Source organism: Metabacillus halosaccharovorans (assembly GCF_002019635.1).
GTDB lineage: Bacteria > Bacillota > Bacilli > Bacillales > Bacillaceae > Metabacillus > Metabacillus halosaccharovorans.
The window spans coordinates 549,271-565,585 of record NZ_KV917371.1 but is presented as its reverse complement, the minus strand read 5'-3'; the positions used below and the strand labels follow the sequence as shown (position 1 = coordinate 565,585).

Below are 16,315 nucleotides of genomic sequence, written 5' to 3'. Positions count from 1 at the left end.
CACTTTCATATACGCGTGATGAAAGAGTTACTACAAGAATATGGGGGTCAAAGATATGGAAGAAGCAAAGCAGGAATACACCCCGCTTCCAAGCGGAGAAAAAAATGAAAACGCTCCTTTTGGTGTGAAGGATAAGATTGGCTATTTGCTTGGGGATCTTGGAAATGATTTCTTCTTTATGCTTGTAAGTGCTTTTTTAATGGTTTTTTATACAGATATCTTTCATATTAGTGCAGCACTTGTAGGAATGTTATTTCTGGTAGCTCGCTTATGGGATGCGGTCGCTGATTTTGCCTGGGGTCGTTTTATTGACACAAGAAAACCAACAGCACAGGGGAAATTCAGACCGTGGATTTTGCGAATGTCATTTCCACTTGTATTAACAGGTGTGCTTATGTTTGTTCAAATTCCGGGTATGTCTGACGGATTTTATCTGGCGTGGGCTTTTGTCACCTATATTGTGTGGGGTACGCTTTACAGTACAGTGAACATTCCGTATGGATCGATGGCATCTGTTATTACAGACAATCCGGTTGAACGGACCACTCTTTCAACGTGGAGAACAATGGGGGCAATGTTGGCTGCCTTGGTTATTAATGTACTTGGTCCACTAGTTGTATTCGTGGATAACGAGATCAACGCAGACCGTATGTTGATGGTCGCAGTGTTGTTTGGCATACTTGCTATTACTTGCTACTTTGGATGTTACAAGTTGTCAACAGAGCGCCTTGTTGCACAGGATCCGAATCAGCAAAAGGGCAGTATGAAAGTAACAATGAAAGGGATGCTTAAGAATAAGCCGCTAATCTGGATTTTAATTGCTTCCTTGATTTTTATGGTAAACACAATGCTGATTAATGCAGTAAATGTGTATTTATTTAAGGATTATTTCGGCAATGCCACAGCGTTGAGTATGATTGGACTGGTTCAGACTGGAGCAGTTTTCATTGCGATTCCACTTGTAAAACCGATGGTTAAGAAACTAGGTAAAAAAGAAACAGCAGCGATCGGAATGGGACTTGCTGCAGTTGTATATTTTGTCTTGTACTACTTGAAAGATTTATCTGCGATTGAATTTGTGGCTTTCTCAGCAGTCGGAATGTTTGGTTTTGCCTTTTTCAACCTTGTTATTTGGGCGTTTGTGACAGACGTCATTGATTATCATGAATATGTAACCGGTTTACGAGAAGATGCAACCGTTTACTCCGTCTATTCTATGGCACGGAAAATTGGTCAGGCAATCGCAGGCGGTGTAGGAGGCTTTGCTGTTGCAGCAGTCGGGTACGATGCAGCGCGTGCTGCCCAGACACAGGAAGCGTTAAATGGGATTCACTCACTCGCCACGCTCGTGCCATCTATCATTTACGGGTTGATTTTCCTTATTCTTGTTTTCTTGTATCCTCTGAATAAACAAAAAACAAATCAGCTGGCAGTTGATTTGGCTGAAAAACGAAAAAAACAAGATTAATCAAACAGAGGTGTCTCTCATTGAGACATCTCTGTTTTGTCACTTCCATACGACCGCCATTTCCCTGGAGGCATGCCGGTGAATTTTTTGAACACACGGATAAAATAAGCAGCGTCTTCAAATCCGCATTTACCGGTGATGTGTTCAATAGAAGCATTGTCTTTCTTCAATAGCCGCTTTGCTTTTTGAATGCGGAGCTGATGGACAAATTGACTCATTGTATACCCGGTTTCTTTTTTAAATTGGCGTGCAAGATGTGAAGGATGAACGCCAAGTTCGTCAGCAAGTTCCACGGCATCAAATGGTTCCGTAAAATGGCTATGAAAATAGCGAACAGCTTCTTTAATCAGCATGGAGTAGCCATTTAATTGATTTTGACGTACAAGGTGACAATATTCGATTCCCATTGTTTCCTGTAGCTTGTTGAGAGAATGAACGCTGTTTATTCTCTCAACAGAGATTGCGAATTTTTCAGATAGATAATGCAGCAGTATAGGTGGAACTCCACCGCGTTCCGCTGCCAGCCTGAAGGTCGTATTTAAAATAATTAAGCTGTTTTTAATGGCCCGGAGCGGTTTATTGGGAAAACGGGATGAAAAATCAAATAAATTTCCGGTTTTTTTAATCAGCATTTCAAGTGACTCAGCATCTCCTGTTTCAATTGCATGAATCATATCATTATTAATCTTATACCGCAGATTAATAATCGAATGGTCAGCTTCTTCTTCACGAGTTTTTGAATGGGAAGAAGAGGACTCTGTTGCTTCAATTGACGAAATCGAAACGGCTTCCATTTGTTTTAGATGCATGAGCAGACTTGCAGCACTGTGTTGGGCAGCTTGGTTTAAAATTGGCAGGTTTCGCAATGTATGTTCATTCAGTGAGCCTGTTTGTTCATGTGGAAGCTGTGTTAAGAAAGGTCCGGCAATAACTGCTGTGTCCGAATCATATGCACCTCCCATATATACGATCTGATCGTGATGCCAGAAATGACAAATAGTAGGCTGCTGATGGACAACTCCAATAAGAGCATTGAATGCTGCTTTGTTCAGATGATCTGGAATGGAATGTGGAGCATGAAGGGTAATCATTGAACCAGAAGCTTCAAAAGCGTATACATTCATATGTGTTAGTTGAAAAAAGGACATAATGGACGAAGATAATTGAAAAGAATCACCCATTTTATCATCTCCTGGTTAAAAATGTTCAATAAGTGCAAGAATAGTTATTTTTCCACTTAATTATACGCCTTATAATATTATCTGTAAACACTTACAAAAGAGAGGTGCACTTAAATGTTATATCCGATTTTAACAGATACACGTACAGTGATTGAATTAAATGGAATCTGGAATTTTAAGCTTGATAAAGGGAATGGCTTTGACGAAAATTGGTATTCTAAACCATTGACTAATACAATGAGCATGTCTGTTCCATCATCTTTTAATGATACAGGACTTACAGCAGATATCCGAAACCATGTCGGCTGGGTCTGGTATGAGAGAGAGGTTACTGTTCCCGCTATTTTAACTTCTGAGCGCATTGTACTCCGATTTGGTTCTGCAACACATAAAGCGAAAGTTTATGTAAATGGAGAACTTGCTGTAGAGCATACAGGTGGTTTTACACCGTTTGAGGCAGAAATTAATCGTTTTTTGCAAAAAGGACAAAACCGTCTGACAGTTGCTGTGAATAATATTGTCGATGAATCAACCCTGCCAGTTGGTTTTTACTCAGAAGTAGAAGTTGACGTCATCGGAAAAAGGGCGAAAAACAATCCAAACTTTGACTTCTTTAACTACGCCGGCATTCATCGCCCGGTAAAAATTTATACAACACCCAAAATCTATGTAAAAGATATTACAGTTATAACTGAACTTGATGGTACAATTCAGTATAAAGTTGAGGCAGAGGGTGAAGCTGAAGTAAGAGTAAATGTCCTGGATGAAGACGGTCAGATTGTGGCTGAAGCAGTTGATTTGGAAGGCGCTGTTACAATTCCGGATGTTAGACACTGGGAACCGTTAAATGCTTACTTATATACATTGCGTGTGGAACTTTTACAAAATGGTGAAGCCATAGATATATATGACCAGTCAATTGGAGTTCGTACTGTTGCGGTAAGAGACGGTCAATTTTTAATAAATGAAAAGCCGTTTTACTTTAAAGGATTTGGTAAGCATGAAGACACACCTATTCATGGACGAGGCTTTAATGAAGCAGCAAATGTGCTCGATTTTAACTTAATAAAATGGATTGGCGCCAATTCGTTCCGCACTGCACATTATCCGTATTCAGAAGAAATAATGCGCCTTGCAGACAGAGAAGGAATTGTCGTCATTGATGAAACCCCTGCGGTCGGAGTTCATTTAAACTTCGCAGCTACATTGTTTGGTGAAAGAGAAAAGCGTAATACATGGGAACATATTGGCACGAGAGAAGCACATGAACAAGTGATTCGAGAGCTTGTAGAACGAGATAAAAATCACCCATGTGTTGTTATGTGGTCAGTAGCGAACGAACCGGCTTCAGAAGAAGAAGGTGCACGCGAATACTTTGAACCATTAGTGAAGCTGACAAAAGAGCTTGATCCACAAAAGCGTCCGGTAACAATTGTTACACATCAATGGTCGAATCCGGAAACAGACAAAATCGCTGAACTTATTGATGTACTCGCACTGAACCGTTATTATGGCTGGTATGTTGATAGCGGGGATTGGGAGATGGTTCGTCAGAATATCCGTAAGGAATTTGACGGCTGGAAAAAACGCTGTCCAGGCAAACCGATCATGTTCACTGAATATGGGGCAGACACAGTAGCCGGCATGCATGACGTAGATCCTGTCATGTTCACAGAAGAGTTCCAGGTGGAATATTATCGTGTAAACCATGAAATCTTTGATGAATATGATGAATTCATTGGTGAACAAGTGTGGAACTTCGCTGACTTTGCGACAAGCCAAGGAATTATGCGTGTACAGGGGAACAAAAAAGGCATCTTCACCCGTGAACGTAAACCGAAGGCTGTCGCACATGATTTACGTAAGCGTTGGAAAAGTATACCTGAATTTGGATATAAAAAAGTTAAAGAACAGCAGATCTAATTTTGTAAATTTGAAAGTCGCCACACATCTCTGAAAGATGTGTGGTTTTTATATGTTCCTCTTTTAAGCTTCCTTAACTAGACTTACCTTATTAACTAAACCCTTTAGCGCAGCTACCTTCGTTACTTTTTTTAATAATAAGTAACCTACCGCAGCACCCAGTGTATTTGCAATAAGGTCATTAATATCGGAACTTCTACCATTTCCTAGTGTTGCTTTAACGACTGCTTGAATCACTTCAAAAGACAAGCTAATCAATAATCCATGATAGGCAACCTTTTTCAATGAATGATATTTTTTATTAAGTAAGGGCAGGTACATGCCAAACGGGACCATCATGATGATATTTAGTAGAAATGTTTTGAGATCAATTGTTACTAGTGGAATAAAATTAATAGTCATATACCATGGAGTTACATTTGCGTATTTTCCTATATTTACATCTATAGGGAAGAAAACTAAATGTACCATACATAAAAAATAAAGAAAAAAGGATGTTAATAGGAGAAATTGCCCCAAGCTGTTTTTCTTTCTAAGAAACGTTTCAACCATCATAAATAGTAAGATACCAATAAAAATTGGGACAAGGACATACCACGAATGAATTGTAAACATAATTGAATTTTCCACTATTTTTCCTCCAAATTTTAATTTTTTTAAAATCTATATGTGAGCAGAATTTATTACGTTCTGGAATGCTTACAGTATAGTCAATCATTTTTAAGTTTTTATTAAGAAATGTGCAAGGATTTATTAATCTTCTAGTGTAAATTTCTTAAAAAGTATCCATACAACTAGAAGAGATTTGATGTGCTGGTTCCTTAATACAAAGGAACTCTTATCAGGACGGTCTTATTTGAAGGATTTAACGAGAGGGGATAGGGGATCAATGAAATCTGTATTTCCATAGAGGTGATTCCAATAAAAATAGACCGTAACTTAGTACATAGTGAACGAGATCACCGTGACCAGTACAGTCAAACGAAGGCTAGTAAGTTTATTTAGTTGAGTAATATTCTGAAATAAAAGATCGATATGAATCAAGAGTTGGATAACCATCGAAATTTGATAACATACCATGAATAACTGGTAATCTAGGTTTTTCCTTTCCAATTTCCTCTTTTAATACTTGAAAAGTAATGACTAATTCATCTGACCCTAGTTTTTCTATTTCTTCTTCAAGATTCTTCAGTACATTTGACATGGATGGATGATCAGAGAATAAAAAATTAGCCAAAATGGATTCTGCTTTATCCTTTGTTAAGAAGGGTTTGTCTTTATGAATGTCTTTTACGATACTGTCCAGCCTATTATGCAAAAATTCGGTCAGGCTTTTCAAATCAAAATCATGTGTTGAAAACAATAGAACACCCATATACGATTTAACTATTCCTTCAAGGATAATGGTAATATCCCATGAGAACGGCTCAACTTCCGGTCCGTAAATCTCAATGATTCTTTTTCGATAATGCTGATGTGATTCCATTTGCTTTTCAAATAGAAGCTGTTTAATCGTGTCATTTCTTGGGATAGCCTGCTCTTTAGCCAGCATGACGAGAAGTTCCCGATGGGTAATAAAATGAGAATACAGAGCCATTTGTTCCCGGATTAACTTATCGCGAGGATTTTGAATGTCTTTTGTTACTTCGGAAAATGCTTTATGAATCATATCAAAATGATGTTGTAGTATGGCTAACAATAGATCATCTTTTGATTTAAAGTGTAAGTAAAAAGCACCTTTGGAAATGCCACTTTCTGAAGCAATCTCTTGAACGGAGGTTGCAGAAAATCCCTTACTCGCAAAAAGTCTCATCCCAACTTCTATAATTTGCATATCTTTCGCTTTCATAAAAATAACCCCCGGATCCCAAGTTCGAACTTATATTATAACGAATACGGAATAAATGTGAAACTTTTGTTAATCATAGCCGTAAATAATGACAAATGGCCTAACAAAAAAATTGACGTATGACTGGTTGGTCAGTTATATTAAGTTTATTGTGACTAACTGGTCATTAACATTTACATTATATCAGAGTAATCAACCTTAATCAAAAGGAAGAGGAAGGTGTCATTTTTGAAAAGTTTAGTCAACTTCGTCCTGAAAAATAAACTTGCTGTATGGTTATTAACGATTATTATAACTGTTGCAGGTTTATATTCCGGGACAAAAATGAAAATGGAAAGTATTCCGGATGTATCCATACCGTATTTAATTGTGATGGGGGTTTATCCAGGGGCAACGGCTGAGCAAGTAATGGATGAAATATCGATGCCAATGGAGCAGAATATAGAGGGCCTTGAAGATGTTGCGGCTGTTTATTCAAATTCTTCAGCAAACGTGGCTCAAGTCCAGATCGAGTATGAATATGGCGTAGATATGGATGAGAAAAAACGTGAACTTGAAGCAGCAATTGATAATATTTCATTGCCCGAGGATGCTGAAGAACCAACAATAATGGCTCTTAGTATGAATATGATGCCGGTTGTTGCGTTATCTATCAGCAGCACAGAGGGTGATATTGTTGACTTATCTACAACCGTTGAAGAAACAATCCTCCCGGAAATAGAAAAAATAGATGGAGTTGGATCTACAACGATTACCGGTCAACATCTTGAGGAAGTACAATTCACTTACGACCATGCAAAAATGGAAGAGTTAGGCTTAACTGAGGATACTGTTAAGCAAATGGTCCAAGCAAGTGATATGGCCTTATCTCTAGGCCTGCAGGAATATAAAGAAGGTGAACAAGCTCTTTCTATTGACGGTGATATTAAAACTGTTGAGCAATTAAAAGAGCTGCTAATACCTGTTACACCATCAGAGAAAAATCCAAATCCATTTGTAAAACTAGGTAATATTGCAAAGATAGAAACAGTTGGTAAGGTACAATCTATTTCGCGTACAAATGGGGAAGAAGCCATTTCTGTCCAAATAACAAAAGGACAACAGGCAAACACAGTAGACGTTGTGAACGCTGTGAAAGATTTAATTGCGGAACAAGAAAAGGACATAGATGGTTTAGTTATCGATGTTACGTTAGACCAAGCGGAACCAATTGAAGATTCCGTTTTCACGATGGTAGAAAAAGCATTATTCGGTGGTTTGTTCGCGATCATCATTATTCTTTTATTCCTTCGTGATATCAAATCAACGATTATTTCGATTATATCAATTCCAGTATCCATCTTTATGGCATTTTTATTGTTAAATTGGCTTGATATAACATTAAACATTATGACATTGGGTGCGATTACGGTTGCGATTGGCCGGGTTATCGATGACTCGATTGTTGTAGTGGAAAATATATATAGAAGGATGCACCTTGAAGAAGAGAAGCTTCGAGGACGTGCGTTAATCCGTGAAGCAACAATTGAAATGTTTAAACCAATTCTTTCTTCCACACTTGTAACAGTTGCGGTATTCGCACCACTTATGTTAGTGGGCGGGATGGTTGGTGAATTATTTAGACCATTTGCTTTAACAATGACATTTGCTCTTGGTGCATCATTGCTTGTTGCAATCACAATTGTGCCGGCGCTCTCTCACTTCTTATTCCGTAAGAAATTATACGGAGAGAAAAAAGCATCGAAGCATAAAGAGGTTGGAAGAATTGCAACTTGGTATAAAGGTGTTCTAGAAAAAGTACTAAATCATAAAATCATTACATCCTTAATTGCGATCGTATTATTAGTTGGCTCACTTGCGCTGACTCCACTAATTGGTTTCAGTTTTATGGGGTCTGAAGAAGAAAAAGTAATCTATTTGACTTATACACCAGCTACAGGTGAACTTGAAGATGAAACGTTAAAAAATCTTGAAGAAGTCGAAAAAGAATTAATGAAGCGTGATGATCTGGAGACTGTTCAATTATCATTTAACAATAGTGATAGTGCAGACGCATCCACGATGATGATGGGTGGAGGAAACGGTGCATTAATGTATCTATTCTTTAATGAAGATACGGAAAACTTCTCCGATGTAAAAGAAGAAGTTGAAGAGTATGTCTTTAACATTGGCCAATCAGGTGAATGGAAATCCCAGGACATGATGGGCGGAGGAATGGCAACAAACGAAGTAAGCTATACACTGTATAGTGAAGACTTAGATGATCTAAATAAGGCAGTTAATCAAGTAGAGGGCGCATTAAAAGAGGTAGAAAACCTTGAAGATGTAGAATCTGATATGGAAAATCCATATGTTGAACATGTGCTGAAAATAGATCACGAGGATATTATGCAATATGGTTTAACAACTGGACAAATCGTTGGAACATTATCAGCTACAGGCTCTGAAGAAGTGTTAACAACAGTGGAAAATGACGGAGAAGAAATAGATGTTATCGTTCAACGCGAAGAAAAAATGGACGCAACATCAATTGATGAACTACTTGAAACAGAAATCCCTACTGCTACAGGTTCCACAATGCCTTTATCTGAGCTAGTTAAAACAGAAGAGGGTACGACTTATAACACACTATCCCGTAGTAAAGGGGAATTCTATGCAACTGTTTCTGGTACAGTAATGACTGATGATGTTTCTACGGCAACAACCGAAGCGGATGAGAAGATTAATGATTTGGATTTACCTAAAGGTGTAGAAACTGGAGTTGCTGGTGTTGCAGCAGACATGCAAGAAACATTTACACAACTAGGTATCGCAATGATTGCAGCAATTCTCATTGTTTACTTTATCTTGGTTGTCACATTCGGTGAAGGTTTAGCACCATTCGCGATTCTTTTCTCATTACCATTTGCCGTAATTGGTTCCTTTGTAGGGCTATGGATCGCCGGTGAAACAATTTCTGTATCGGTTATGATGGGGCTATTGATGTTAATCGGTATTGTTGTGACAAACGCGATTGTTCTTGTGGATCGTATTATTCATATGGAACGCGATGGAATGTCATTACGTGATGCGATTATTGAAGCAGGAGCTACAAGACTACGCCCAATCTTAATGACAGCTATTGCAACGATTGGCGCGATGATTCCAATGGTATTTGAGGGTGCAGGATCAGCCCTAATATCAAAAGGATTAGCCATCACAGTAATTGGTGGTCTCACATCGTCAACCATTTTAACATTAGTCATTGTGCCGATTGTATATGAGGTACTTTCAAAAATGTTGAAGAAAAATCGTAAAGAAGTAGAAGAAAATTAATCTTGGAATGACGAGAACCCTCAATCTTTGGATTGAGGGTTTTAATATATAGCCAAAGTGAAAAAATCGCTATCCAACTAATGTTACATTATTCATGAAGTCTAATGCGGGTAGGTTGTGAGGGTCTTTCAACTAATTAGTGGAATTTTATACGCCAAATTTGTTTTTGTCTTGCTCCCTCCCTTACGTCATATGCTAACCTAAATTTATGGAGGGATGACGAATAATGGAAAATCAAGAACCGTTTTTTACTATTAGTGAGTTTGGAAAACGAGCAAGGATCACGGTACGAACTTTACGGTTTTATGAAGAAATCGGAGTATTGAAACCAACACAACAAAACAGCTCTGGCCACAGGTTATACGGATTAACTGAATTAGCGAAACTGCAACAAATTCAGTCTCTAAAATTTTTAGGATACTCTTTACAGGAAATAAAAAAATTAATTGAAAACGATACGGATGCTGTTACTCAACTGAATAAATCTTTACCCTTGCAACATAATCTTCTGACAGAAAAGAGAAACGAGTTAAATCGTGCAATCGAAGCAGTAGAGCGAGTTCAATTTTTAATCGAAAATGGAAAGTCGATCACGTGGACGGTTTTAAGTTCTTTACTTTTTCAGATGGAACATGAACAAGACCAAATGGAATGGGTAAAAGAATATTTTTCAGATGACATTGCGAATCAATTTTTTTCTCTTCCCAAAAAACAGCGTCAACAATTAGATGTTGAAATGTTAGATTGGTTGGCAACGGTGAAAAAATTGATGAAAGATGAAGTTTCACCACAATCGCCAGAAGCATTTGATGTTCTTGTTAAACTAACTGAATTGGCAACAAAACATGTCGAAAATAAAGAAGAGCTTGCAGATCAACTTGTACAAGCACAGGAAGTAATGGAATCAGATGTCATAAATTTTCAGTTTCCTACTTTATTAACACCTAAAGAAGAAGCCTACTTATTGGAAATAGGAAGAGTGATGGAAGCTTTATATAATGAAAATGACGATTGAAATGTCAAGAAGGTATACGAAAAGTGTAATTCAATGAGAATAAAGCTTGTTAAGCACCCCTTAAGATAGGTTAAACATGAACAACTGCTTATCTTAAGGGGAGTTTTTATTTTTTCTTTAAGAAAGGATAAGATAATACTAGACCTGTAAAATATAAGATGATTAAAAAGTAAACAGGAAGTAAATGGATAAAGGTTGTATAACCGATATAGAAATGTGTTCCTACTCCAGCTATAAATGCAGGTAATGCTCCAATCGCAAGGGTATTCCAAATCCAGTGCTCTCCTTTTCTGAACCCCCATAATGAGAGCATTAAAACAAGTAAACCAACACTTACTAGTGCACTTCCAAATCCAGCTCGGTCATGTGCGATAACAGGAATTAAATTGTTACTTAAAGTATCGATCATTTGTGGTGACATACACAGGAAGCTTACGTCTGTTGTTATAAACACATTTGTCACACCTATTATAGAAATAACGATACCTCCAACAATGATCGAAAAGCCCAGAATAATAAACATGAGTTGTCCATAAAGACCAAGTTTCCATGTTCTATCATTCTTACCATGACTAGAAGCAGGGAAATCGATAATCTTTTTTCCTTCTCTGTAGCTGAAATAATAGATAGGTAATAAGACAAGCCAAAACAAACCATGTAGCCAATCAAAGTACCCAAAGCCGATAAATAGAAAAATTCCAAGGAAACCTATGATTGCTGCACTATGAAACGTAATTTTAGCCCAATGCATACCATATTTAATTCCATGTCGTGCAAGCTGAATATAGATGATACCGCCGGATATCATTGTGCCTGCTAACGCCATTCTATCATGGGACATAAACGCCAGGATAAGTGGATTTACTTGTAAGATATCTGCTTTAGTCAGTCCAATAAAGGCTTCATCATAAGGAAGGATAATACTTGTAATGGCAAAATATAAGGCAATGATACCTCCAATTAAGATGGAGAGTCCAAACAGAAATGACCAATACCAGTTCTGGTTATTCAATGGTTGAACTTCTTCATATAATAATCTTTCATGAATTCGCTTCGGCAGTCCTGGTCCAGCTTTTACATAGCCATCTGTTAACATGAACAAATCTGTACCGGCACGAACTAAAGAAAAAGCATCTTCTGGTGTCTCCACTCCACCTGAGGTTATAACTATTAGCTCAGGAAATAGAGCTTTGACCCGTTTTATTGTTTTTGTTAAAAGCTCATTTGCATGTGTGGCTTCATACCAATAGCTGCCCTCAGTTTGACGTGGTGCATTTATCACTACGCCACCAATACATGAATGTTGTGTTAAATCTTTCAATTGTATGTTGTTATTATCTAGTTCATCAGGAGAAAAAGACATATAAAAAGAACGATCCAAACACTGTGACCTATTAGTTGTGATATATGAGTGTATTTGCTTGGGTGTTCCAATAAATGCGTCTACATATGGCGTTAAATGTTGCACAATGATCTCCCACTCATTTCTAGTAACTTGTGCATCTATTTTAGCAATTATGGGAATACGGATATTCAGTCTTGTTAATTTTTTAATTACCAGTTTCAGAGGAACCTTTTCCTGCTGATTTGAAAACAAAAGTTTTCCTTTTTCCCACTTCGGTTCTTTTTTATCCGAAGGTCCATATAACACAATGGGTCCTATTTCTAAAAATCCGAAGCCCAATTCTTGAAAGGCATTTAAACCTGACATATTTGGATCAATATGGCCACTTAACCCAATAGGAGAAGAAAATTTTGTACGATAAATATTCTGTTGAAGTTCCCGTGGAGGGTTCATATGTCCCAAAAATCCAATAACAGACCTACCTCCAGGAGTGGATGCTATTGTACTCATTGATTTATGAAGAAACTCCCGGCTTGTTTTTGCATGTAGCTTATTGAGTAAGAGTTTTTTTAATGGATGATAAGACCAGTCCGGCATAAACAGCACCTTCTAAATCTAAGTTAATTTTTTATAATGGCATCTTCAATTCTAGCATGTAAAACTACTAATAATAAACTGTTCGTTTCATTTAATTAGACTGTTTTCACATACATCGTTGCTTATAATATTTTATTAACGAACTCATTTTTACCTTTATATTTACATTTGAAAATACAAAGTATCAAAAACAGCTTGCCATAATATGTAACTAATTTTCGGAAATAATAAGCAGAATATTTAATACATGTGGAATCATGATATAATTTGTTTTATAAAGCAGTGAAGTAGAACGGAAAAATTAATGCTGGCTTAACTTTTAGAAATGAAGTAGCAATTGTTATAGTAATAGTGGAGGAGGAAGTGTATGGATGTTTTTGCGAAATATTTAGCAGGTATTGATCATCCCGACCACCGTGAGCGGACAGAGGAAGTATTAGCGTGGGTTGCGGATAGGTTTCCTAATTTGGAAGGGCAAATAAAGTGGAATACCCCAATGTTTACAGATCATGGCACATATATTATCGGCTTTTCCACAGCGAAGCAACATATGAGCGTTTCACCCGAAGAAGTAGGCATTACACGCTTTTCTGACGACATTGCACAAGCGGGCTACAGTGCTACCAAAGGTTTATTTCGAATTCCATGGAAAAAGCCGGTAAACTACGAATTGCTTGAGAAAATGATTGAATTTAATATCCAGGATAAAGCTGAATATACCAAATTTTGGCGGGAATAGTACAATTCTTTAAAAAAAGAGGCTGGGACAAAAGTATTTTAGCCAAAGAAAAATCCGAACTATAATTCATGATTCTACGATTAGAATGTTGAATTAGTTCGGATTTTTTCTATTAAGGGCCTATTCTAACCAAAATTATTCGTCATTAGTAATGAACATTTTAGTTTTGTCCCAGCCTCTTTTTTACAAGTACTATCTTCTATTCGTCTTTATTATTTTTATCTCCCATATCTTCTACATCTTCAATTACATCTTCCGGATCAGGGTCTGCATCATTTTCATCATCTTTTGTCATTGTATCATCTTCATCAACACCAGGTAAATTGTCATCTGTGTCACCATTATTATCAGTTGTACCATTTTCTTCATCTACCTGATTTTGATCATCTGCAGGAGGTGCAGGATCTGGTTCAGCATTACAACCGGCAGCAATCATTGCTGAAAAAACTATTCCTACTAACATAAGAATCCACTTATTATTCATGGGAAATCCCCTTTCAAAAAGTATAATTAACATCTTGATTACTTTTCCCATTTTTAATAAAAATATGTCAAAATATTTATCATTCTGAAATAAAGGGATATCAAAGGAGTAATGTATTGGCAAGAATTGAGGAAAATCATAGTGTATAGTGTAATCCATTTAAAGGAGTATACCATTTTATGTTAATGGTGTGTACTCCTTTAAAATGAATTATTGTTTATATCTTTTATAAAAAAAGTAAAACTTGTATGAATGCAATTGCAGTGGTTCCGATTATTGGAACAAGTTTTAGAACTAAAAGTCCATTAGGTGTTGAAATTAATGGATCAAGCGGATCTTTTGTAGGTGAAGCAAGAAAGTGAATGAATCGTTCCCACCGATTAGTTTTCATTGGGAAATTGGGTATATTTACGTGATATTCATCTAATCTCTTACGCAGATGATGATCCTTATTTAGATCCTGTCTCATATTCCTCTTCCTCCAATTCTTCTCTTAATCGTTTGATTGCCATGTGTAATCTTGATTTCACCGTCCCTTTAGGTATGCTCAGGATTTCGGCTATTTCCTCTTGCAGCATATCGTGATAGTAGAAAAGTAATACAACTGCACGCTGTCCTTCAGGTAGGTTCGCAACGGCCTCCCGAATTGTCATTTTTTCAATATAAAGAAATTCCTCTTTTTGTATTGGAGTAAGAAAGGGTAATAGAGATCTCCATTTCTTACGGCGGTTTAATTTTGTGATCATTAGTCGATAAGCAATTTGAAAAAGATAGGACTTGAGTTTGCCTTTCCTTGGATTGTAGTCATGCTTATAGCGTTGTAATTTAACAAATGTGTCTTGAACGATATCAATGGCTAATTGCTCATCTCTAGAATAACGAAAAATAAACGAATAAAGAGGCTGTCTTAATAGGGTATAGATTCTTTCTAACGCTTCTTCATCACCATTTTGATAAGCGATCATCAATTCGTCTTCGCGTTCACTCAATCTCATCGCCCCAGCGTTCCTTAATAGCTTTCAATGTCATAGATACCCTACTTATTAAGTACAATATTGAGACAAGTGTCCATACCTGTCCTTGGTTTGTAAAAAATTGTACAAAATCATTTTCAATCGTTTCACCACTAGAAACCAAAAAATTAAGAGCTTGAACACAAATAATGGAATATATTGATAGTCCTAGGGTTAGTGTATCAAAAACGTTCCATCTTAAATATATGTTCGTTTTCTTATAATTGACTTTACCATTTTCACGGACAACATATTTACGATCCATTGGAATGGCAATTACTAAAATAAAAATCATTAAAAAACCTGCAACAATAAGAGAAACAATCCAACCAGTATCCATTTGTAACATCTCCCATCAATATCTTTACTAACTATACAAATGAAGAGGAAAAAAAGTTCATTAAAAATAAAAAGTTTTTATCTCTTTATTAGCGATATATATCGTTAAGGGTATAATTAGGGTACGAATATGAGATAGAGATGAGGGTTTAAAGATGGTAATTGGAATTGAAAATGATTGGTTGAAAGTAGAGTTTTTAAGCAATGGAGCAGAAGTACGTAAAGTAACACATAAGAAAACGGGACTCGATTATATGTGGTTAGGAGATGATAAATACTGGGGACGCGTTGCTCCGGTCTTATTCCCGATAGTCGGACGATTAAAAGAAGACCAATATGAATTTAATGGTCAGACCTACTCAATGTCCCAACATGGCTTTTTGCGTGATGTTACATTTGAACTGCATGCTAAATCGGATACGAATGTTTCTTTTGTTTTTGAGTCTGCAGGACAGTATACTTCGATTTTTCCTTTTGAATTTAAAGCTTTTATTCATTATGAACTTCAAGAAGATTCACTCATTGTTCAATGGGAAATTCTAAACGAAAACAAAGAGGATATGTATTTTTCTATTGGTGCGCATCCTGCATTTAAGGTGCCACTTTTAGAAAATGAAGCAATTGAGGACTATAGTTTACACTTTACGCCATCTACAAATAAGAATGTGATTGAATATGAGCTAATAGATTCGCTCATTCATGAGAAAAGAACGGCTAATGATATTTCAATGATTAAGCTTTCTAATTCTCTCTTTAAAGATGATGCTCTTGTTTACAGTAATATTGATCATATTAAATTGATTTCAACTAAATCAGGTCACGGTGTAGAAGTCATGTTTGAAGCATTTCCGTTTGTAGGAATATGGTCGAAATATATGGAGGACTTCGATACGATGGCACCGTTTGTATGTATTGAGCCATGGTATGGCATTGCAGATACATATCATACATCCGGAAAACTGGAGGAGAAACTTGGAATAAATAAGATTGAAATGGGTGGCGTTTTTAAAGCCGAGTATAAAATGAAGTTTCTATAGTATTTCGATT

General features: G+C 36.7%; 14 protein-coding genes. 6 read left to right on the top strand and 8 right to left on the bottom strand.

The genetic code is table 11. The features are described 5' to 3' along the window. Positions 1-55 precede the first annotated feature (55 nt). Positions 56-1,468, top strand: coding sequence for an MFS transporter (locus tag BK577_RS02775; protein WP_139367254.1), 1,413 nt, complete (start codon positions 56-58; stop codon positions 1,466-1,468). 17 nt (positions 1,469-1,485) lie between these two features. Here the strand turns inward: BK577_RS02775 and BK577_RS02770 are convergent, their stop codons facing one another. Further along, positions 1,486-2,649, bottom strand: coding sequence for a helix-turn-helix domain-containing protein (locus BK577_RS02770; RefSeq protein WP_078431514.1), 1,164 nt, complete (start codon positions 2,647-2,649; stop codon positions 1,486-1,488). Positions 2,650-2,763: 114 nt separating this feature from the next. Between BK577_RS02770 and uidA the strand changes: the two genes are divergently transcribed. Next, positions 2,764-4,572 (top strand): beta-glucuronidase, encoded by a 1,809-nt coding sequence (gene uidA, locus BK577_RS02765; RefSeq protein WP_078431513.1) that lies wholly within the window; start codon positions 2,764-2,766, stop codon positions 4,570-4,572. Between the two features lie 63 nt (positions 4,573-4,635). Here uidA and BK577_RS02760 read toward each other — a convergent pair whose 3' ends face one another. Together BK577_RS02760 and BK577_RS02755 are read right to left on the bottom strand one after the other, a co-directional pair. Beyond that, positions 4,636-5,202 (bottom strand): VanZ family protein, encoded by a 567-nt coding sequence (locus BK577_RS02760; RefSeq protein WP_245823416.1) that lies wholly within the window; start codon positions 5,200-5,202, stop codon positions 4,636-4,638. 367 nt (positions 5,203-5,569) lie between these two features. Next, positions 5,570-6,421, bottom strand: coding sequence for a TetR/AcrR family transcriptional regulator (locus BK577_RS02755; protein WP_051475598.1), 852 nt, complete (start codon positions 6,419-6,421; stop codon positions 5,570-5,572). A 228-nt stretch (positions 6,422-6,649) separates the two neighbouring features. Between BK577_RS02755 and BK577_RS02750 the strand changes: the two genes are divergently transcribed. Together BK577_RS02750 and BK577_RS02745 are read left to right on the top strand one after the other, a co-directional pair. Further along, the gene (locus BK577_RS02750; protein WP_078433440.1) at positions 6,650-9,736 is read left to right on the top strand and encodes an efflux RND transporter permease subunit; all 3,087 of its coding nucleotides are present in this window, start codon (positions 6,650-6,652) and stop codon (positions 9,734-9,736) included. Positions 9,737-9,962: 226 nt separating this feature from the next. Beyond that, complete coding sequence (locus tag BK577_RS02745; protein WP_078431511.1) at positions 9,963-10,751, top strand: MerR family transcriptional regulator; 789 nt, start codon at positions 9,963-9,965, stop codon at positions 10,749-10,751. A 106-nt stretch (positions 10,752-10,857) separates the two neighbouring features. Here BK577_RS02745 and BK577_RS02740 read toward each other — a convergent pair whose 3' ends face one another. Further along, entirely contained in the window at positions 10,858-12,693 is a 1,836-nt protein-coding gene (locus BK577_RS02740) for a hypothetical protein (protein ID WP_078431510.1), read from the bottom strand. A gap of 367 nt (positions 12,694-13,060) precedes the next feature. Between BK577_RS02740 and BK577_RS02735 the strand changes: the two genes are divergently transcribed. Next, on the top strand, positions 13,061-13,432 hold the full coding sequence (locus BK577_RS02735; RefSeq protein WP_078431509.1) for an iron chaperone: 372 nt from the start codon (positions 13,061-13,063) through the stop codon (positions 13,430-13,432). 199 nt (positions 13,433-13,631) lie between these two features. On the opposite strand, the gene BK577_RS02730 is transcribed toward BK577_RS02735, so the two are convergent. From BK577_RS02730 to BK577_RS02715, 4 genes are all read right to left on the bottom strand, one after another. Next, a complete protein-coding gene (locus tag BK577_RS02730) occupies positions 13,632-13,916 on the bottom strand; it encodes a hypothetical protein (RefSeq protein ID WP_078431508.1) in 285 nt (94 codons plus the stop codon). A gap of 226 nt (positions 13,917-14,142) precedes the next feature. Continuing rightward, positions 14,143-14,385: a hypothetical protein gene (locus BK577_RS02725; RefSeq protein ID WP_078431507.1), complete on the bottom strand. Its 243-nt coding sequence runs from the start codon at positions 14,383-14,385 to the stop codon at positions 14,143-14,145. Next, a complete protein-coding gene (locus BK577_RS02720; protein ID WP_139367316.1) occupies positions 14,366-14,881 on the bottom strand; it encodes an RNA polymerase sigma factor in 516 nt (171 codons plus the stop codon). Before BK577_RS02720 ends, BK577_RS02725 begins: the two co-directional genes overlap by 20 nt. A gap of 16 nt (positions 14,882-14,897) precedes the next feature. Further along, entirely contained in the window at positions 14,898-15,269 is a 372-nt protein-coding gene (locus tag BK577_RS02715) for a group-specific protein (RefSeq protein ID WP_078431505.1), read from the bottom strand. Positions 15,270-15,423: 154 nt separating this feature from the next. Here BK577_RS02715 and BK577_RS02710 point away from each other — a divergent pair, with 154 nt between their 5' ends. Further along, entirely contained in the window at positions 15,424-16,305 is an 882-nt protein-coding gene (locus BK577_RS02710; protein WP_078431504.1) for an aldose 1-epimerase family protein, read from the top strand. Positions 16,306-16,315: the final 10 nt, after the last annotated feature.